17 protein-coding genes are annotated in these 20,390 nt (G+C 38.1%); 11 read left to right on the forward strand and 6 right to left on the reverse strand.

Annotated elements, in window-relative coordinates; genetic code table 11:
• Positions 1-62 precede the first annotated feature (62 nt).
• The 5 genes from ACIQZI_RS10860 (at position 63) to ACIQZI_RS10880 (ending at position 4,800) form a co-directional block, all read left to right on the forward strand.
• Positions 63-572, forward strand: coding sequence for an acyl-CoA thioesterase (locus ACIQZI_RS10860; protein ID WP_403072989.1), 510 nt, complete (start codon positions 63-65; stop codon positions 570-572).
• Between the two features lie 395 nt (positions 573-967).
• Entirely contained in the window at positions 968-1,987 is a 1,020-nt protein-coding gene (locus ACIQZI_RS10865; protein WP_403072992.1) for an ABC transporter ATP-binding protein, read from the forward strand.
• Complete coding sequence (locus tag ACIQZI_RS10870; RefSeq protein ID WP_403072995.1) at positions 1,974-2,900, forward strand: ABC transporter ATP-binding protein; 927 nt, start codon at positions 1,974-1,976, stop codon at positions 2,898-2,900. The genes ACIQZI_RS10865 and ACIQZI_RS10870 overlap by 14 nt, the downstream gene beginning before the upstream one ends.
• 14 nt (positions 2,901-2,914) lie before the next feature.
• Complete coding sequence (opp4B, locus tag ACIQZI_RS10875; protein ID WP_403072998.1) at positions 2,915-3,880, forward strand: oligopeptide ABC transporter permease; 966 nt, start codon at positions 2,915-2,917, stop codon at positions 3,878-3,880.
• A 20-nt stretch (positions 3,881-3,900) separates the two neighbouring features.
• Positions 3,901-4,800, forward strand: coding sequence for an ABC transporter permease (locus tag ACIQZI_RS10880; protein WP_062183337.1), 900 nt, complete (start codon positions 3,901-3,903; stop codon positions 4,798-4,800).
• Between the two features lie 180 nt (positions 4,801-4,980).
• Here ACIQZI_RS10880 and ACIQZI_RS10885 read toward each other — a convergent pair whose 3' ends face one another.
• Together ACIQZI_RS10885 and opp4A are read right to left on the reverse strand one after the other, a co-directional pair.
• On the reverse strand, positions 4,981-6,030 hold the full coding sequence (locus ACIQZI_RS10885; protein ID WP_403073001.1) for a M42 family metallopeptidase: 1,050 nt from the start codon (positions 6,028-6,030) through the stop codon (positions 4,981-4,983).
• 47 nt (positions 6,031-6,077) lie between these two features.
• Entirely contained in the window at positions 6,078-7,838 is a 1,761-nt protein-coding gene (gene opp4A / locus ACIQZI_RS10890; RefSeq protein WP_403073992.1) for an oligopeptide ABC transporter substrate-binding protein, read from the reverse strand.
• Between the two features lie 295 nt (positions 7,839-8,133).
• Here opp4A and ACIQZI_RS10895 point away from each other — a divergent pair, with 295 nt between their 5' ends.
• Together ACIQZI_RS10895 and cphA are read left to right on the forward strand one after the other, a co-directional pair.
• On the forward strand, positions 8,134-8,943 hold the full coding sequence (locus tag ACIQZI_RS10895) for a cyanophycinase (protein ID WP_403073004.1): 810 nt from the start codon (positions 8,134-8,136) through the stop codon (positions 8,941-8,943).
• Positions 8,940-11,555: a cyanophycin synthetase gene (gene cphA / locus ACIQZI_RS10900; RefSeq protein ID WP_403073007.1), complete on the forward strand. Its 2,616-nt coding sequence runs from the start codon at positions 8,940-8,942 to the stop codon at positions 11,553-11,555. Before ACIQZI_RS10895 ends, cphA begins: the two co-directional genes overlap by 4 nt.
• A 90-nt stretch (positions 11,556-11,645) precedes the next feature.
• Here the strand turns inward: cphA and yidC are convergent, their stop codons facing one another.
• Both yidC and ACIQZI_RS10910 read right to left on the reverse strand, forming a co-directional pair.
• Entirely contained in the window at positions 11,646-12,428 is a 783-nt protein-coding gene (yidC, locus tag ACIQZI_RS10905; protein WP_403073010.1) for a membrane protein insertase YidC, read from the reverse strand.
• Between the two features lie 30 nt (positions 12,429-12,458).
• Positions 12,459-12,746 carry a hypothetical protein gene (locus ACIQZI_RS10910; RefSeq protein WP_062181773.1) on the reverse strand — a complete coding sequence of 96 codons (288 nt, stop codon included), beginning with the start codon at positions 12,744-12,746 and terminating at the stop codon, positions 12,459-12,461.
• A gap of 501 nt (positions 12,747-13,247) precedes the next feature.
• Between ACIQZI_RS10910 and ACIQZI_RS10915 the strand changes: the two genes are divergently transcribed.
• On the forward strand, positions 13,248-13,727 hold the full coding sequence (locus tag ACIQZI_RS10915) for a hypothetical protein (protein ID WP_403073014.1): 480 nt from the start codon (positions 13,248-13,250) through the stop codon (positions 13,725-13,727).
• Positions 13,728-14,216: 489 nt separating this feature from the next.
• On the opposite strand, the gene ACIQZI_RS10920 is transcribed toward ACIQZI_RS10915, so the two are convergent.
• Positions 14,217-15,038: a glycerophosphodiester phosphodiesterase gene (locus tag ACIQZI_RS10920; RefSeq protein WP_403073017.1), complete on the reverse strand. Its 822-nt coding sequence runs from the start codon at positions 15,036-15,038 to the stop codon at positions 14,217-14,219.
• 236 nt (positions 15,039-15,274) lie between these two features.
• On the opposite strand from ACIQZI_RS10920, the gene ACIQZI_RS10925 reads away from it, so the two are divergent.
• Positions 15,275-15,442, forward strand: a complete 168-nt coding sequence (locus tag ACIQZI_RS10925; protein ID WP_062181767.1) for a YvrJ family protein — start codon at positions 15,275-15,277, stop codon at positions 15,440-15,442.
• A 117-nt stretch (positions 15,443-15,559) separates the two neighbouring features.
• On the opposite strand, the gene cspD is transcribed toward ACIQZI_RS10925, so the two are convergent.
• Complete coding sequence (gene cspD, locus ACIQZI_RS10930; RefSeq protein ID WP_062181764.1) at positions 15,560-15,763, reverse strand: cold-shock protein CspD; 204 nt, start codon at positions 15,761-15,763, stop codon at positions 15,560-15,562.
• Positions 15,764-16,763: 1,000 nt separating this feature from the next.
• Between cspD and ACIQZI_RS10935 the strand changes: the two genes are divergently transcribed.
• Both ACIQZI_RS10935 and nhaC read left to right on the forward strand, forming a co-directional pair.
• Positions 16,764-18,341, forward strand: a complete 1,578-nt coding sequence (locus tag ACIQZI_RS10935; RefSeq protein WP_062181760.1) for a peptide chain release factor 3 — start codon at positions 16,764-16,766, stop codon at positions 18,339-18,341.
• Positions 18,342-19,019: 678 nt separating this feature from the next.
• Positions 19,020-20,366, forward strand: a complete 1,347-nt coding sequence (gene nhaC, locus ACIQZI_RS10940; protein WP_062183328.1) for a Na+/H+ antiporter NhaC — start codon at positions 19,020-19,022, stop codon at positions 20,364-20,366.
• Positions 20,367-20,390 lie beyond the last annotated feature (24 nt).

The raw sequence follows: 20,390 nt of genomic DNA on the forward strand, positions 1-20,390 counted from the left end.
TATATCGAGGAAAATGGCCACGCTTGTAAAAAGAGATTTAATTGGACAGGAGAGTTTGGATAATGGAAGAACAGAAATATTGCAGTGATTCTCTTGTGGTAAAAACAAGCCTTGTTTTACCGCCTGATACGAATAATAATGGAACGATGTTTGGTGGGAAATTAATGGCTTATATTGATGATGTAGCGGCTATTTCAGCTATGCGGCATTCAAGAAGATCGGTTGTAACGGCATCAACCGATTCTGTAGACTTTCTCCATCCAATCTACGAAGGCAATGCGGTCTGTTTAGAAGCATTTGTCACTTATACAGGAAGAACATCGATGGAAGTAGTTGTCAAAGTAATTGCAGAAGATTTACTATCAGGGACCCGAAATTTATGCGTGATTTCATTTTTGACATTTGTTGCTCTTGGTGAAAACGAAAAGCCAACTCTTGTGCCTAGTATTATTCCACAGTCTGAGATGGAGATAAAACTATATGAATCAGCTGTGATTAGAGCAGAAGCGAGGAAGAAACGAAGAGTAGGTACAAAAGAAATTGCTGCTATCTTTGGGACAAACCAACTATAAAAATAAAAGCGACCTAAAAAGGTCGCTTTTGTTATGGAGAATGAATCGTTTGCCAGAAAATATCTTTCGAGTCCATAGAGTATCTCTAATAAAAGGTGCATTCATTCATCATTCTAGCGTGCATGATTAGGTTTTTAATGAGTACACAAAAGAAGAGTTTGTATTGAAGTCGTGATTTACTAGAGAATTAAAATTATGAGAATGTTCTATATTAAAGCTGTATACATAAAGATAAGAATAGGAAATTATAAAATCATAATGAAGCGTAAAAATCGCACTTTAAGAGTTTGTAAATCCAATCTAGTTTGTAATAAAGAAAGGGATTTACAAACGCTCCTCGTTGAGTAGAGCTTGTGTTCATACTGAATATTGACAATGAAGGTGGGGCAATGTCAATGGAGAAACCAATCTTGCAAATAGAGAATCTAACCACATCGTTTAAAATAAAAGATAAGTATTATATGGCGGTGGATCATGTTTCATTTTCAGTAAGTGAAAATGAAATCGTGGCAGTCGTTGGCGAATCAGGATGTGGAAAGAGTGCATTAGCTCTATCGATTATGAGATTGCATAATAATCAACGGACGAAGATCGAAGGAGAAATCAAATATAGAGAAAGAAATATCGTTACAATTTCAGAAGGGCAAATGAATCAAATACGTGGAAAAGAGATAGGGATCATCTTTCAGGAACCTTTAACTGCTTTGAATCCTTTAATGACAGTTGGAGATCAAATTGAAGAAAACTTGACTTTTCATACAAAACTATCAAAAGAAAAGAAAAGATTAAGAACGATAGAGCTATTAACACAAGTAGGCATTCCGTCTCCAACGCGTACTTATGATCAATTTCCTCACGAATTATCAGGTGGAATGAGGCAAAGGGTGATGATTTCCATTGCTATTGCCTGTAACCCATCACTAGTAATAGCTGATGAGCCTACTACTGCATTAGATGTAACAATACAAGCACAAATTTTAGAATTGCTTAAATCCATTCAGAAAGAAACGAAAATGGGAATTATCCTGATTACTCATGATTTGAGTGTTGTTGCAGAAGTAGCAGACAGAGTCATTGTCATGTATGCTGGACAAGTTGTTGAGATGGGTACTGTCAAACAAATATTTACCAAACCTTTGCACCCATACACGAGGTCATTATTGAAATCTATTCCATCACAAGCAACAAACAAAAAACGATTACATGTGATCGATGGAATTGTACCGTCGATTGTAAATATGAATCGAGAGAGTTGCAGGTTTAGTCCCCGGATTCCATGGATTCCTTGCAATGCTCACGAGAAATCACCCGAATTACATGAAGTTGCTCCCGATCATTGGGTACGTTGCACATGCTATAAACATTTTTACTTTAAAGGATTGCAAAGGGGGGAGATAACTAATGGGATTACTTAAAATAGACGATTTAAAAGTTCATTTCCCAATCCGTGGTGGCTTTTTTAGAACAATCGTTGATTATGTAAAGGCAGTTGATGGTGTTAGTTTTGAACTGAATGAAGGGGAAACATACGGCCTTGTTGGTGAATCTGGAAGTGGAAAATCAACGACCGGGAAAGCAGTTGTGAAACTAAACGATGCTACGTCAGGCCGGATATTATTTGAAGGACAGGATCTCTCGAGGTTGTCTTTTGGGCAAATGAAGCCATTTCGAAAAGATATTCAAATGATTTTTCAAGATCCATATTCATCACTCAACCCAAAAAAGCGGGTTGTTGATATTATTGCTGAACCCCTGCGGAATTACGAGCGTTTGTCTGTAGGAGAAGAAAAGAAAATGATTCAGAAGTATTTGGATAAGGTAGGTTTAAGCCCAGATTCGATGTATAAATACCCGCATGAATTTTCTGGTGGACAGCGTCAAAGAATCGGAATCGCAAGAGCTCTTACTCTAAAGCCTAAATTAATTATTGCTGACGAACCAGTTTCTGCCTTGGATGTTTCTGTACAAGCCCAAGTGTTAAACTTCCTCCAAGATCTTCAAGAAGAGTTTAAATTAACGTATTTATTTATAGGACATGACTTAGGTGTGATTCGACATATATGTGACAGAATGGGAGTAATGTATCGTGGTCGTTTAGTAGAAGAAGGAATTAGTGAAGAGATATACGAAAATCCACAGCATATTTATACGAAACGATTGATCGCCTCTATACCAGATTTAAATCATGAAATGCGAGAGAAAAAGACGAACCTAAGGAAAAGGGTTGCGAAAGAGTATAAGCAAAACCATTCTAAATATTTTGATGATCTGGGGAGGGCTTACGACTTAAAACCAATCTCCAACACGCATAGAGTCGCGTTACGATAGGAGGTGGAGGGATCATGTGGAAGTTTATTCTTAGACGTTTTTTCGTGATGATTCCTCAGTTATTTATCCTAAGCTTAATTGTTTTTGCATTGGCAAAACAAATGCCTGGGGATGCTTTAACAGGAATATCTATGGATCCAAGAATAAGTCCAGAACGGATTTACGAATTAAGGGAAAAAGCAGGATTGAATGATCCTTGGTATGAACAATATGGGAGATGGATTTCCGGTATTGTCCACGGTGATTTTGGTAAATCGTATACTCACAAAATACCAGTAACAGAGGTGATTGCAGAAAGAATCTGGAATACTGTATTTTTAGCACTAATAACACTACTCCTTACCTACTTATTTGCTATTCCGATGGGAATCCTCAGTGGTCGCTACAATGACACGTGGATTGATAAAATAGTGACTGGCTATAATTATTTAGGATTTGCGACACCCCTTTTTATCTTTGCCCTTATCATGTTATTCGTTTTTGGCTTTTCATTTGGTTGGTTTCCAACTGGAGGTAGTGTGAGCTCTAAAGTTGATGCTCAGACATTTGCGTATTATGTAAGTAAACTCCATCACGTCATCCTCCCGGCATTGAGTACAGCTCTGATTGCCACTGTTGGCACCGTTCAGTATTTAAGAAATGAAATTATTGATAACAAGTTCAAAGATTATACACGAACTGCAAGATCAAAAGGAATTCCAGATAATAAAATTTATACACGCCACATTCTAAGAAACTCCTTATTACCAATTGCGGCCTTTTTAGGATATGAAATTACTGGATTAGTCGGTGGCACTGTCATTATTGAAACAATTTTTAGTTATCCTGGAGTTGGCCAATTATTTATCAGTTCTATTGGGCTAAGGGATTTCAGTGTTGTCACTGCGATTGTTATGATGCTAGGGTTTGCAACTTTACTTGGTACTCTTCTCTCGGACATCATATTAAGTTTAGTTGATCCTCGTATACGGGTGGAATAGGGAGGGGAAAGCTGTTGGAGATGAAGGGAGAATCAGTAAATAATATTCAACTAGCAAAAAGGAGTCCATCAGGAATTAAGATTATATGGCAGGAATTAAAAAAAGATAGACTTGCTTTCGGTTCCCTATTCTTTCTCCTAATATTGTTGGTAAGTGTCTATATAGCATCCTTTATGATGGATCAAAAGGCGATCGCCCGAGTGGATATTTACTCCATTTATCTCTCGCCTTCTGAAAGAAATTTGTTAGGAACGGATTATGCTGGACGGGATATATTAGGACAACTTATTTTTGGTACAAGTAACTCGTTCACAATTAGTTTGTGCATTACATCTTTAACAGCATTCATAGGTTTAAGTGCCGGGCTAATAGCTGGTTATTTTGGGGGAGTTGTTGATAACGTAATCATGCGTGCGATCGACTTTATCATGTCACTTCCTTCAACGATGATGATTATTGTATTTGTTACAGTTGTACCGAAGTTTACTGTCACAAATTTTATCTTGATTATGTCCATCTTTTTATGGACAGGGAAAGCCAGACTAATCCGTTCGAAAACTTTGGCTGAGCGGGAATTGGAGTATGTACAAGCATCACGAACTTTGGGAACACCACATTGGAAAATTATCCTTTCGCATATTTTACCTAATATAAGTTCTATTATTATTGTGAACTTCACATTGAATTTAGCAGGTAATATAGGTCTTGAAACGGCATTGACTTTCTTAGGTTTCGGTTTACCTGAAAGTACACCAAGTCTAGGGACTTTAATTAGTTATGCAAGAAACCCAGATGTTCTTGAAAACAAATGGTGGATTTGGTTACCTGCTGCAATGATGATTCTAGTATTAATGCTAAGTATAAATTTTATGGGACAAGCCTTAAAACGTGCAGCTGACGCAAGACAAAGAAGAGGTTGAAATATGAGGGTTCCAAATGAAGTAAATAGCGATTGTATTTGAAAGTATGAAGGATGACGTATTAAAAGAAATTACCTTTACACGTCGTCCTTCAAATCCTGCCAAAAAATTAAGAAAAAAACTGTAAATACAACCGCCGCTGTCGTATTAAAGGTGAAAACTCGTTATTTGCAGCTTTCTTTAAATTAATTCAGATTGCAAATAGTGATAAAGTAAAGTTGCTGTATGTTTCAATGAGGAAATATGCGTTCTTTCAAATGCGTGTGATGCATCAATGCCAGGGCCGATTAATCCATGAGCAATATCAAAACCAGCACGTACTGCCGCTGATGCATCTGAACCGTAATAAGGGTAAATATCGACCCGATAATCCACATTATTATTCTTCGCTACCTCAATTAGATGCTGCCGAAGTTTGTAATGGTAAGGTCCTGAAGAATCTTTAGCACAAATAGAAACACTGTATTCATCCGTTGCCTGACCGTCTCCGATTGCCCCCATATCAACAGCAATATACTCAACTGTTTCAGGCGGGATATTGGAATTCCCACCATATCCAATCTCTTCATTATTTGAAATAAGGAAATGAGTTGTAAAGGGAAGGGTGATTTTTTCTTTTTGAATGATATCGATCAAATGTAACAAGATGCCAACGCTTGCTTTGTCATCTAAGTGTCTAGATTTCAAAAAGCCGCTTTCTGTTTCGTCTACACGTGGTTCAAATGACACGAAATCGCCAACAGAGATGCCAATTGCTTCTGTTTCAGCCTTTGTTTTGACTACTTCATCGATTCGCACTTCAATTGTCGTTTCGTCTCGTTTTGCATCACCTGCATTTTTGTACACATGAACCGATGTTTGATTGATTAAGATTGTACCTGTGATAACTTTTCCGTCTGCTGTGTGGATTTTACAGTATTCTCCTTCAACAGAATTCCAGCGAAATCCACCAATCATGCTCAAAACTAGACGCCCGCTACTCTTAATTTCTTTCACCATCGCTCCAAGTGTATCCACATGTGCGGTTAATAGTCGATGCTTACTATCATTTACTCCCTTAATTGTTGCGATCAAGGCGCCTTTGTTTGAAATAATATAGGGAATGTTCCTATTAACCATGAACTTTTCTACATATGAGATTGCTGCTTCTGTATAACCTGAAGGACTTGGAATGGAAACAAGATCCTTTATGTATTGTACAATTTCTTGATTATTTATTACTTTGACCATTAAAAAAACACCTTTCTTTACGTTACACTATTATATGAAGTATCACTTTATCTTACAGCATTTACAGCAGTTACAGCAACTTTAGACCAGTCAGTAAATTTGAAGTCGAAATTTTTAATACGTAGATTTGCAGCGGCGAGATTATAACGGTATAAAGTAGGAATCATTGGTACTTCATCATGAACAAGTTGCTGCCATTCATCATAAACATCTTTACGGTATTTTTCATCGAAGGCTTCAGGAGACAATCCTTTTGCCAGTAATTCTTGACTTTTATCATTCACCCAACGTGTATAGTTATAATCTGAGTTTTTATCCCAGATTCCAGATGGGTCTGGATCAGAACCTGTTTGCCATGCTGCTTGGTAAATATCAATTTTCGGATCGTCCAATTCTACCATATCATAAAATGAGTTAAACTCTTGAAGGCGTCCATCAACGAGTTGAACATCCAAACCAATATCACCCCATTGTTGAATATAATAGCGTGCAAGTAGCTCTGAATTCGCATCTCCATTCATAGAAGCAAAATGGATCGTAAATTTCTTTCCTTTTAAATCTTCACGTATCCCATCCCCATCTATATCTATATAACCCGCATCATCCAATAGTTGTTTTGATTTTTCTTGATGTAGTGAATATCCTGTGATATCGGAGTTATGATAGTGAGAGATCGCTGGAATTACAGTGTGGGCAGGGGAACGAAGTCCCTTATAAACTTTTTCTCCAACAGATTTATTATCGATCGCATAGGCCATTGCTTGACGAAGTTTTATGTTAGCCATTTTGGGATTGTCCATTTTTGTTGTTTTAGTTATTGCGTCAAAGTGCCCTAATTTAAAGCCGATATATGAATAGGAAAATCCAATATATCCTAGCGTTTCAATGTTCTGCAATTTTTTAGCTTGATCATATTGATCAGCTGAAATTTCAACAATATCTAATTCGCCTGTTTCGATAGCTTTAACCGCTAAGTCAGGGTTAATCACTTTAAGTGTAATACTTCCGAGTTGAGGTTTTCCTTGCCAATATTCATTATTCGCAACAAACTCGACTGCTTCACCAGGAATAATTTTATTTACTTGAAATGGTCCGAAACCAATCGGAGTTTTCCGGATTTTATCAGAAGCTTCCAAGTCAGCGATGGCTACCTCTTTCAAATATTCTTTATGCATCGGATATGTCCAAACACCGCCTGTAAGTAAGGATGGATTCGCTTCTTTATAAGTAATGGAGATTTTTGGGCCGTCTACTTTAATGCCAGAAATGTACTCTACTTTTCCTGCATGGTATGCTTCCATACCTGCAACCATTTGCATTTGTTTATCATATCTGACACCTGTATAGTCCGGACTACCGATTACAAGAAATGCATATTCTAAATCCGCACCTGTGACAGGTGCTCCGTCATGCCACTTTACATGATCTTTAATCGTTAATGTGATCGTTTTATTATCTTCAGACATTTCGTATATTGCAGCACCCTCATTATTAAACGTATAGTTCTCATCTGTTTGTAATAAACTTTCATCAAAGAATTGTAATATTAATGAATCTGGATTACCCGAATATAATAAATAGCTTAGAATACCTGTAAAAGGAGTATCGGATGAGAGTCCGTAATTTAAGTGGCCATTCCTGATAGTAGGTTTAGAATTAGCTGTAACTGTCGGAAATGAGTTTGCAGTATTTTCCTTTGTTTTATTTAGTTTTTCATGACTCATGCCATCAACTACAGTATGGTTTGTGTTAAACGCTGTTAATGATAGAACAGAAATCAATATCATACATAGCCATTTATAACTCATCCGTACTTCTTTTTTTATTTTGGAATGATTTGTTATCTCTTTACCTTTAGCCAAAGCTGTTTTCTCCTTTATTTTGATTTTTGGAACGATACTGCCAATTTACCTAGTCCTTGTATCCTATTCACACGTATTCTTCCTCATAAAAAAAATTCCAAACCACTAGATTTATAAAATTTCTGATTTTACATGCATATTTTTAATACGAAAAATCATAATAGATAGGTATGATTTTTTCAAAAGAAGTACATGATGGGTATTTGGAAAACAAATTATTTTATAAAGGTGATCAAAATTCATGAGTGTTGGTGAGTTATTAATAATTGGTGGAGCTGAAAAAAAGTGTCCGCAAGGAGAAGTATTAAATTTGTTTGTCGATTTGGCTAAGGGAAGATCAGGAGCAATTGGAATTATCCCAACAGCAAGTGAGATTCCAGAAGAGGTGTGTGAAGACTATATTCGCACCTTTCATCAATTAGATGTTAAGGATATTGATATATTGTCCATTACAAATAGAGCAGAAGCTAATTCTCCTGAAATTCGGGCACGAATCGCATCACTTGCGGCTGTATTTATTACAGGTGGGGATCAAAGTCGACTCGCAGACATTATTAGAGGTACAGTCCTTCATGATGCATTAATGGACACTTGGAGAAATGGATTGATTCTAGGTGGAACAAGTGCTGGTGCATCCATTATGGCACATCAAATGATTGTTGCTTCGGATACGAAACTTGACGATGATAAATTGAAAGTTGAACTCGGAGCGGGATTTGGATTTCTCGACAAGTTCATCATTGATCAACATTTTTCTCAAAGAGGAAGATTCGATCGCTTGCTGAGTGTCATTGCGGAAAATAGGGAAGTTATCGGGATTGGGATAGATGAAAATACAGCTATCCTTGTCAAGGACGATCAATTTGAAGTGTTTGGTGAGCATCAAGTATTAGTCATTGATGGTAGAAATAGTGATTTTGTAGATATCATAGCTTCAGAAAACGGAAGTGAGGAATTAACGATTTCTAACTTCGCACTTCATACACTTACAAAAGGATATCACTTTGATTTATTAAAAAGACAACTCATAAAAAAGGGGAAGAAGAAATGAAGATTAATCGAGTCAGATATTTAAAGGGGCCAAATTACTTTTCATATTCGCCTACCTTGCTTATCGAGTTGGATATTGAAGAATTGGAATATCAGCCTTCAGATATCATACCAGGATTCAACGAAGCATTGATGGAATCGATCCCTTCACTTCTTTCTCATACATGTTCTAAAGGCTATACTGGTGGTTTCTTTGATCGTCTCAAGCGAGGTACTTGGATGGGACATATCTTAGAGCATATAGCCATTGAGCTACAAAATTTAGCAGGAATTGAAGTAAGACGCGGGAAAACCATTGCAGGGGAAAATCCAGGTATCTATTATGTTACGTATAGCTATAAAGAGGAGCAATCAGGTCTTTGTGCATTTAATTCTGCAGTGAAAATCGTCGAGAGCATCCTCTCGAATTCAAAACCTGTAAAAATTGAATCTTACGTGGATGAAATTGCGGAACTATACTATTCGAATAAATTAGGTCCAAGTACCGAAGCTATTTATCAAGCAGCTCTACAGGAAGAGATTCCTGTTCAGCAACTAGGGGACGATAGTTTATTGAGACTTGGTACTGGTTCGAGGCAAAAGTTTGTCCAAGCTACGATTACGAGCCAAACCTCAAATTTAGCTGTTGAACAATCCTGTGATAAACAAATGACCAAGGATATTTTAACAAGTTGCGGTTTGCCAGTGCCGATTGGGGTGGTCGCCCAGACGCTCGAGGAAATCTTCCAGAAGGCTGATTTAATCGGCTATCCCCTTGTCCTTAAACCACTAAAGGGGCGACAAGGACAAGGGGTGATGACGAATATTAAGAATCGTGAACAATTGTTCAATGTTGTCAATTGTCTTGAACCGCAAGGAGAGTCATATATTATCGAGCGCTATTACGAAGGACACGATTATCGGCTTCTTGTGGTAAATGGTCAACTTGTTGCGGCGAGTATGAGAATTCCCCCTTTTATTATAGGAAATGGTACTGATACAATCCAAGCGCTTATTGAATTGGAAAATAAAAACCCGCTTCGAGGCGACGATCATGAAAAACCAATGACAAAAATCCCTTTAGCTCACTCTGTTATATGTTATTTAGAAAAAATGAATTTGTCTTTGCAATCCATTCCAGAAAAAGGTGACATTATTCAAGTAGTGGGGAACGCAAATTTGTCAACTGGTGGAAAAGCAATTGATGTAACAGATCAAGTGCACGCTACTATTAAAGAGATAGCCGTGTCGGCAGCAAAAGCAATTAATCTAGATATAGCAGGGATAGATTTGATTTGTCCGGATATTTCAAAACCTTTAAATCAAGATGAAGTAGCTATTATTGAGGTCAATGCAGCACCCGGCATTAGAATGCATCATTATCCAAGTGAGGGAAAAAAGCGAGATGTTGGGGCAGCCATTGTGAATTATCTTTTTAAAGAAAGAACGGAAGCCGCGATCCCGATTATTGCGATAACCGGTACGAATGGTAAAACGACAACAGCAAGGCTCGTTTCTCATTTCTTGTCTGAAGACGGACGAACAGTAGGAATGGCGAATTCTGATGGTGTATACATTGGCAGTCAATGTATAGATGAAGGAGATTGTAGCGGACCGATAAGTGCGAGTAAAGTGTTAGCAAATCCGAATGTTGATTATGCGGTTCTTGAAACTGCACGAGGCGGTATTTTACGGGAGGGGCTTGCCTTTAGGCATTGTGATGTTGGCATTATAACAAATGTAGCTGAAGATCATCTTGGTAGTGATGGCATCGTTACGTTTGAACAATTAGTAAAGCTGAAACGACTAATTGCTGAAGTGGTGCATGAGACAGGATACTGCATATTAAATGCTGAAGATTCGCAAGTTGCCAAGATGAGTTCACATAGTAAAGGACAAATTATTTATACATCACTTACTGAGCATAATCGTTTTGTGAAAAAAGCGCTGCAAGAAGGGGCGGTAGTTTGGTATGTAAATAATTCTGGTTGGATTATGTATGCGTCTGGGGGGAAAAAAGAACGTTTTCTGTTAGGAAGCGATATTCCAATTACGATTAATGGTACGGCAAAACATAATCTATCAAATCTGCTTCAAGCATTAGCTGCTGCCTATTCACAAGGCGTCCCGATGGATCAGTTACGAGAAAGAGCGTTATGTTTTTATCCAGATAGTGAACTTTCAAAGGGTCGATTTAATATTAGGGAATTAAATGGGAGGAAAATAATAATTGACTATGCACATAATGTAAGTGGCCTCGCTGCGATATTTGATACCGTTAAAAACTTCGCTAAACGGAGAGTTGTGTCTGTGATTGCTGGACCTGGTGATCGGAAAGATGATGATCTAAGAAAAATGGCAGCGTTACTAAGCAAGCATTCAGATATCCTCTTGTTGAAGGAGGATGATAATCTTCGAGGAAGAGAGCCATTGGAAGTTGCTAATATAATGAAAGAAACTGCGATCGCAAAGCATATGAATAAGCAAAATGTACTTATTGTTCCAAAAGAACCTGATGCGTACCACGAAGCGTGGGAACTTTCAAAGCCTGATGATCTTCTGTTGTTTTTTTATACAGACTTTGATTATGTAACGGCGTTCTTTTCGAAAATTGCCAAACCGACTCTTAACTAAACGATATGACAAAAACCCGACTTGAGATAAAGTCGGGTTTTTTAGCTAAGTAAATATCAGTGGATGAATCGATATAACGTGCTCATTTCATTAGTCTTTTAACGTTTCAGGAGAAATGAGTACTTCTTGTTTCGGTTCGCGTTTATATAATTTTTGTAATGTGTACGTTTGAATGATCATGAATAGTCCTCCAACTGACCAATAGAGAGGCAAAGCTGCAGGTGCTGAAAACGAAACAAAGAGAATCATAACGGGTGAAAGTAAGCCCATGAACTTCATGTTCTTTTGTTGTTCAGTAGGCATTTGTTTTAGGGAAACCTTGAATTGTAGGTAATAAATCACACCTGCAATTACGGCCATGATCATATCTGCCTGTCCAAGGTTATACCATAGGAAGCTATGTGTCGCAATCTCATGTGATGCTTTAATGGCATAATAAAAGCCCATCAAAATCGGCATTTGAATTAACATAGGCAGACAGCCCATATTTAAAGGGTTGACTCCGTGTTTTTGGTACAATGCCATCATTTCTTTTTGAAGTTCTTGTTTTTTTACTGGATCTTTTGTTTGTTTGATTTTTTCTTGAATGGCCGCCATCTCAGGTTTTAAGTTGTCCATTTTACCCTTCATATGAAGCTGTGTTTTGTACTGCTTCATTGTTAAAGGAAGAATGAGAATGCGAATGAGTAGTGTTACTAAGATGATGCTTAACCCGTAATTTCCATGGAATAGCTGAGCATTGAATTCAAGCAGCCAAATCAACGGATTAATCAGGAATGTTTGGAAAAATCCATCACCTGATCCAGAAGTAGCTTGGCAACCAGTTAACATAAGTGTAAGTATTGAAACAATTACGATCATATTTTTCTTCAATATATTTCCTCCTCGTTTTGTTTAATTGATCTAAACAACGAGAAGGGAAGCTGGTTCATCTGAGTCATCAGGAGACTCTTTTCTGCGAATCACTATAAAAAAACGTTGAATTCCTCTGCATTCAAAAAATTCTGCAGATATATATGCATGCTTCAGTTGCAGGATTTGGTGAGCATCCTGCCCTTTGCCTTGCGTAAAAAAGTCATTTTTATGAATAAAATAAATGGCTGAAACAGGAATAAAGAGGGCGAGAATACATCCAGCCATCATTGCGTTAAGAAAGGTTTGATAATCAAAGTCAAGCAATAATTCCCACATAGGAACCCCTCATTTTCTAGTTAAAAACTCTACCTACACTATAACAAATTATATTAAATATACAAGTTTTTTTAGTAAGGAAGAAGGTTCCTCCTTACGGAAATTGTGGATACATCGTTCCTGAGGAATTGTTTTATTCCCTTTTAACAGACTGTAACACCATCACTATTTTAAAGAAAGAATGGATATGAAACAAGGTACGGTAGGGTAGATGCCTACATAGTGTAAAGGGTAATGATAAAGTAAATTCGAGGTGAAGGTAAATGAATCCGTTCAACCCAAATTCCCGATTTAATTTTGAAGGAAATCAGTATGTTAATGAGCAGAGTAATGATCCTTACTCTAATGAATATGATAATTATGGGGAGTATGACGAGGTGTTAGCTAGACAGGCAATGGATAATCCAGAGCAATTGCCAAGTCCTCAGTGGGAAAATTTGAATCAACCTTTATTCGATGGAGGATTTAGGTATCCAAACCAATCACCACAAGGAGGTGGATATGGACAGTACCCTGGATCCCCCCCACAAGGAGGAGGCCACGGACAGTATCCGGGACCACCCCCGGGGCCCCGACAATATCCGGGACCACCCCCACAAGGAGGAGGACCCGGACAATATCCGGGACCACCCCCACAAGGAGGAGGACCCGGACAATATCCGGGACCACCCCCACAAGGAGGAGGACCCGGACAATATCCGGGACCACCTCCACAAGGAGGAGGACCCGGACAATATCCGGGACCACCTCCACAAGGAGGAGGACCCGGACAATATCCGGGACCACCTCCACAAGGAGGAGGACCCGGACAATATCCGGGACCACCCCCACAAGGAGGAGGCCATGGACAGTATCCGGGACCCCCACAAGGAGGGGGTCATGGACAGTATCCGGGACCACCCCCACAAGGAGGGGGTCATGGCCATGATCATCATGATGGACCGCCAACAGCGGCACCTCCATTATTTGTTCCGCAATTAAGTGGCGGGCTTTTGAAAGCTGTAGATCCAGATAGTTTAAGGGGTTGTTTGTACCGAAATACCTATATTTGGCTCGAAAGCGGCAGAGGCTTTTGGTTTTATCCGACTTATGTTGGCAGATATTCTGTTGCAGGATACCGCTGGAGAAGAAACTTGCAACGGTGGGTTTACTTTGGTGTAGACGCGGATCAAATTCGTTCATTCCAATGCTATTAAAATAGTACACGATTTAATTTAACTGTCCATGAACAAAGAGGAGGTATTAGAAGTATCCGTTATGATGCTTTTAATACCTCTGTTGTTTATAGAGGATGTTCAAAAAGTCCGGTAAAAATAGCTGTCGAATTGCTTCAAAGCTCTGTCTCTCCGGTTCTCACGTATTAACTACATACGCTCCGGTCTTTTCGAGATGTGCTCCTCGAACTTCTCGGCTCTTTTTAACCTCCTTTTTGAACACGCACTTATTGAGAATTGCTCATATTAAAGGAAATCAAGTAACAGGTCCGCTATTCTTTTCGTTTAAACTGAAATATTCAGGGAAATCAGTCGCAATTCCATCAAGTTTCATTTTCTCAAATGAATGGACATGCTTCCGATTATTGACCGTCCAAGTGAATGCCATCATTCCACATGCATGTATTCTTTGTTTTAGCCTTTCGTTCATCATCGTTCTTTTGGGATTGATAAATGAAGCAAATTGTGAATATTTCAGTAAAGCTTTGTTTGATATTCCTTTTGGATTATGTTTGATTAGGATCCCGACTGGGACTTCTGGTAAAAGCTCGTGGAACTTTTTAATTGAAGTGATATTGAAAGATTGGACCATCACTTTTGGAGACTCGATGCTTACTTGCAATCTGTTCTTAAGCTCATGAGCTAGTGCCAATTCAATATCAGGATAGTGTTCGGGATGCTTTATTTCAATTAAAATCCCAGCAAAGGGTAAGATTTCATCCAATACAGTGCTTAATAGGGGAATTCTCTCTCCTTTAAACTGCTCGCCATACCAACCACCAGCATCTAATTTAGCCAGCTCCTCATATGTAAAATCCTGAACCCTTCCCTTTCCATTTGTTGTCCTCTCCAAGGTTGAATCATGAAAGACAACAATCTTTCTATCAAGGCTCATTTGAATATCAAGTTCAATGTAATCAACATGATATTCTAAAGCTTTTTTAAAGGAAGCGATTGTGTTTTCAGGGCAATGCCCACAAGCACCTCGATGACCAATCTTGAAAGAAGCATGTGTTGAGGGAAGTGACTGATCTTTTCTGTTAAACCAGCTGTGAAATAAAAGAAAGATTGATTTCATTCGGTTACCTCACTTTCTAAGAACTCTATCTATGACTAAAGGTTGTTCAAAAAGCCCGGTTCACAATTATTTACAACATGCAAAACTATAAAAACTATTTCTTCTCGAACATCTAAGCATATTTTATCCTACTTATTGGTCAGGGCCTAATCGTATTTCAATGGTACATAATTTATAATATGCTGCTACTTTTTCAAAGTTTGGAGGTATAACGAGAGTGAGGGGAGGTGAACGATATGAATGAACTTCTAACATTTGTCAGTGATGTTGGTTTTCCAATTATTGTCACGTTGTATTTGCTTCATCGATTTGAAGCAAAGCTTGATGTGCTTAATCAAACCATTGTTGAGTTGCCCGATCGTTTGAAGGATCACTTCAATTTGAAAAATAGAAAAGATTGTTGAGCGGGACTAACAATCAGTGGGATGAAGAAACTCTACTGATTGAAGTTTCACTTTATTTCCAACATTACAATAAAAAAGATGCGGCCAAGTGGCAGCATCTTTACCCATTAAGGTAGATTATAGTTTTACAACATTTTTAGCTTGAGGTCCGCGGTTGCCTTCTTCAATTTCGAATTCGACGTCCTGACCTTCGTCAAGATTTTTGAAACCTTCTCCTTGGATTGCAGAGAAATGTACAAATACATCGTCGCCGCCTTCTACTTCAATAAATCCAAATCCTTTTTCACCATTAAACCATTTAACTTTACCAGTAACTGTCATTCGATAAATCCTCCTAAAAATTAAGCAAATATTAATATATGGTAAAGCTTATTAGTAAAAATAAGCCATTCATATATTAGCAAAATTCCACTAGTTGTAGATGCTTGCTAATATGTGAATTCGTTTCATTTTTCTAAATATTATCTAATCAAATTGTAAAACAAATCATTTTAAATCTCAATCACTATCTTTCATCAAAATGACATTTTCTATCGTATCCTAAAAAGTAATTTCTTATACCTGAATTATCAGCTGTTAAAACATACATAAATAAAGCAAGTATGTTTTAAATTTTCCTTCTTAGGTTAAACAGGAGGATAGAGAGTGGTGATTTATTAACGCTTAATTCGAAAGAAAGCAGGGTTCTAGTATGAAGAAAAAGATGCTAAAACGTGTTGCCGTATTAGTTGCTCCTTTGTTGATAAAAGAAGCAAAAAAATATTGGCAAAAGAAGCAGCAAACAAAACGACAAAAGCAATAGGTGTCAAACTAAAGCGACTATTTAAAAAATGAAAGCTGTGTTAAACAATATGGTTATTTAAACGGATTATGACTCAATTGTGTGAAACTGTGGTTTCACACGTTTTTCATTGTCCAAATGTTAGCTTCACCGCTTTCGTCCTCTTGTTTGTTGAAGTTCCTCAAAGTCGTTTGCGCTTTTTATAAAAAGCTAAAAAAATCTAAGTTTCTTCAATAATTTTTGGTGTCTAGCGAAAGCAGCCTACCACCTTGTCTTATGCTATGCCTGAGGTTGATCAAGTCGTTTGTACTTTTCTATTGTGTAACTCTTCTTAGGGTATAGCCAAAAAAGAAGCAGATATGATATATTTCTAAAGTGTAGAATGAGTGAACATCTTTCATAAACTATAACTATTGGTATAAATGAAGGAGATACTGACAATAAGATCTTCATTTAAAAGTGTGATGAATAAGAAAAGATGGACGTTAGTTAACTTGATGGTGGACATTCCACTTATATAGGATAGAAGGGAATAAACATATGAATACATTAAACGATGAGGTTCAATCAAGAAGAACCTTTGCTATTATCTCTCACCCGGATGCTGGGAAAACAACCTTAACGGAAAAACTGCTTTTATTTGGTGGTGCCATCCGTGATGCAGGAACCGTTAAGGCAAGGAAAACAGGTAAGTATGCGACAAGTGATTGGATGGAGATTGAAAAGCAACGTGGAATTTCAGTCACTTCATCTGTCATGCAATTTGATTATGATGATTTTCGTGTGAATATATTAGATACACCAGGACACCAAGATTTCAGTGAAGACACATACCGTACACTGATGGCAGTCGATAGTGCTGTGATGATTGTGGATTCTGCTAAAGGAATTGAAGATCAAACGATCAAGCTGTTCAAGGTATGCCGGATGCGCGGGATTCCGATTTTTACGTTTATTAACAAAATGGATCGTCAAGGAAAAATGCCGCTTGAGTTACTTGCTGAGCTAGAAGAAGTACTTGGAATTGAAACGTATCCAATGAACTGGCCGATTGGAATGGGAAAAGAATTTGTCGGTGTCTATGACCGGTTTAATAATCGAATTGAGCAATTCAAAAGTGATGAGAAAGATCGGTATCTTCCTTTGAATGATGAAGGAGAATTGGCAGTTGATCATGCATTAAAGGATTCACCTCTTTATGAGCAAACGCTTGAAGAAATCATGCTGCTTTCAGAAGCTGGTAACCAGTTCTCGGAAGAAAATATACTAGCCGGAACGCTTAGTCCAGTCTTTTTCGGAAGTGCATTGACGACATTTGGCGTTCAGACTTTTTTAGATGCATACTTACAATTTGCTCCTGCACCACAGCCACGAAATACGACAGTAGGCGAAATTCAACCAATAAACGAGGATTTTTCTGGCTTTATCTTTAAAATCCAAGCGAATATGAATCCTAAGCATCGTGACCGCATTGCGTTTTTACGCATATGTTCAGGCAAGTTTGAACGTGGTATGAGCGTATTTCTTAGTAGAACAGGGAAACCGATAAACTTGTCATCCTCTACTCAATTTTTAGCTGATGATCGTAATACGGTAAATGAGGCAGTAGGCGGTGATATTATCGGTCTTTATGATACGGGGAATTATCAAATTGGTGATACAATTACAACAAGTAAGGAATTGTATCAATTTGACCGTTTACCACAATTCACTCCAGAATTATTTATGAGAGTAACCGCTAAAAACGTGATGAAACAAAAGCATTTTCATAAAGGGATTAATCAGCTCGTGCAAGAAGGAGCGATCCAGTTGTTCAAAACTATACGTATGGAAGAGTATTTGTTAGGGGCAGTAGGTCAGCTACAATTCGAAGTATTTGAACACCGGATGCGCAATGAATACAACGTTGAAGTTATTATGGAGAGAATGGGCAGCAAGATTACTCGTTGGGCAGAGGATGAAAAGATTGATGAAAATCTTCATAGCACACGTAGTATCCTTGTGAAAGATCGGTACGATAAATATGCGTTCCTTTTCGAAAATGATTTCGCTCTGCGCTGGTTCCAAGACAAAAACCCTGATGTAAAGTTATATAATCCAATGGATATGAGTGAATAAAAAATGAGGCTGTCCGATAATGAAAGAGTTAGACCGACATGCCTATATATCGTTTATCCCGCTTTAACGGGCAGTAAAGCCCTCACCTCAAGGCTGATAGGAACCGAAGAAGCATAGGTGGGGATAACTGCCCGTAAAAGCCCGATTGGTGAGATATAGTGAAACTTACCACTGTGTTCTTCAGCGGTTTAGTTGAGGCCCACAGGATGTGGGTCACTCAGACGTTGCCGCAGGACGCGGCGGACTTAGTCTGAGTTCGTTGAATCGGGTTCGTAGTGTCGCTTTATCGAAGATTTAGCAACACTAGAACGGGACTAACAATCAGTGGGGGATGAAGAAAATCCCCACTGATTGAAGTTTCACTTTATATGAAACAATAAATGGTGTATCGAATGTGAGGTCTGACCCTTTTGGGACAGCCTCATTTTTTTACTCCTATCGAATTGTTCACATTTGAAAATCATGAAAGAGAAGTTGCAACATAGGGTATTATCCCTTTATAGAAAAAAGGATTGACAAATCCAGCGGATTGGCTTAAATTTAACTTTATGCTTTATCGCTTAAAAGCGTCTAAGTGAAAAAGGTAGATAATTCTCTACATTTGCAACTAAGTAGTTTTATACAACATGAAAGTGGGGAAAACAGGTGGAAGTAAAGAATGTGAAATTAAAGCTGTCGATGGGAGAAGCATTGGTTATTCTTGCTATCTCATTAACTATAATTGGAATTGGAATTATTCATTATGAAATGACGCCTCATATACCGATACTTGGTGCCATACTCGCTCTGATTATTTATGGAAGAATGAAAGGACTAACCTTCTCAATCATTGAAAAGGCTATGATAAATGGTGCAGCTCCTGGTTTAGGTGCGATTTATATTTTCTTTTTTATTGGGATGTTAATTTCGAGCTGGATGGCAAGTGGGACCATACCGACCCTGATGTTTTATGGATTTCAATATATTTCAGGCAGCTCCTTTTTTGCGATTGTTTTTTTATCAACTTCATTAATTGGCTTATGTATCGGCAGCTCGTTAACAACATCTGCTACTGTAGGCGTCGCGTTTATCGGGATGGCAACTGCACTTGACTTTTCATTGGCAATTACGGCAGGTGCCATTATTTCTGGAGCATTCTTTGGTGATAAAATGTCTCCATTATCCGATACAACCAATCTCGCATCTGAAACAGTAGGAGTTCCGTTATTTGAGCATATTCGAAATATGTTATGGACAACCATTCCAGCATTTTTGATTAGTTTGGTATTGTTTTTCATACTTTCCCCAAGCACAAATGTTACAGGTGTAAAAGAAATGGACGAGATGGTATCTGCATTATCTACTCACACAACAATAAGTCTATGGAGCTTGCTACCATTTGTTATGGTTGGGGGACTAGCTTTGAAAAAGGTTTCCGCAATTCCTACATTATCCGCTGGAATTATTACGGCAATCATTATTACGTTTTTTACCTCACCTGATGTGACTGTAACCGGAATAGCTGATATTTTATACTCAGGGTTTTCTTTAAATAGTGGAGTAGAACAACTTGATTCGATTGTTTCAAGAGGAGGAATTACGAGTATGATGTTTTCCATTTCACTTGTGATTCTGGCCCTTGGGATGGGCGGCTTGCTATTCGAACTAGGTATTATCCCTGCCATTTTAGAAGCCGTTAAGAAAACGTTGACGAACGTCGGGCGCTTAGTTTCTGCCACTGTTTTGACTGGAATTGGAGTAAATTTTCTTGCGGGTGAACAGTATTTATCGATACTTTTACCAGGGAAAACGTTTCGGCAGGAATATGAAACAATGGGATTGAAAGCAAAATCATTGGCAAGAGTGTTAGAGGATTCAGGTACTGTCGTAAATCCACTTGTTCCTTGGGGGGTCTGTGGTGTATTTCTTACCCAAGTACTTGGCGTACCAACCATTGAATATGCACCATTTGCTCTTTTCTGCATTCTTTGCCCGCTGCTAAGTTTGCTTAGTGGATGGACAAAAATCGGCTTGCACTTTAAATAATCAAAAACCGCTGTTAGAATTCTA

It is taken from the genome of Peribacillus sp. NPDC096379 (assembly GCF_044762875.1).
Classification (GTDB): domain Bacteria; phylum Bacillota; class Bacilli; order Bacillales; family DSM-1321; genus Peribacillus.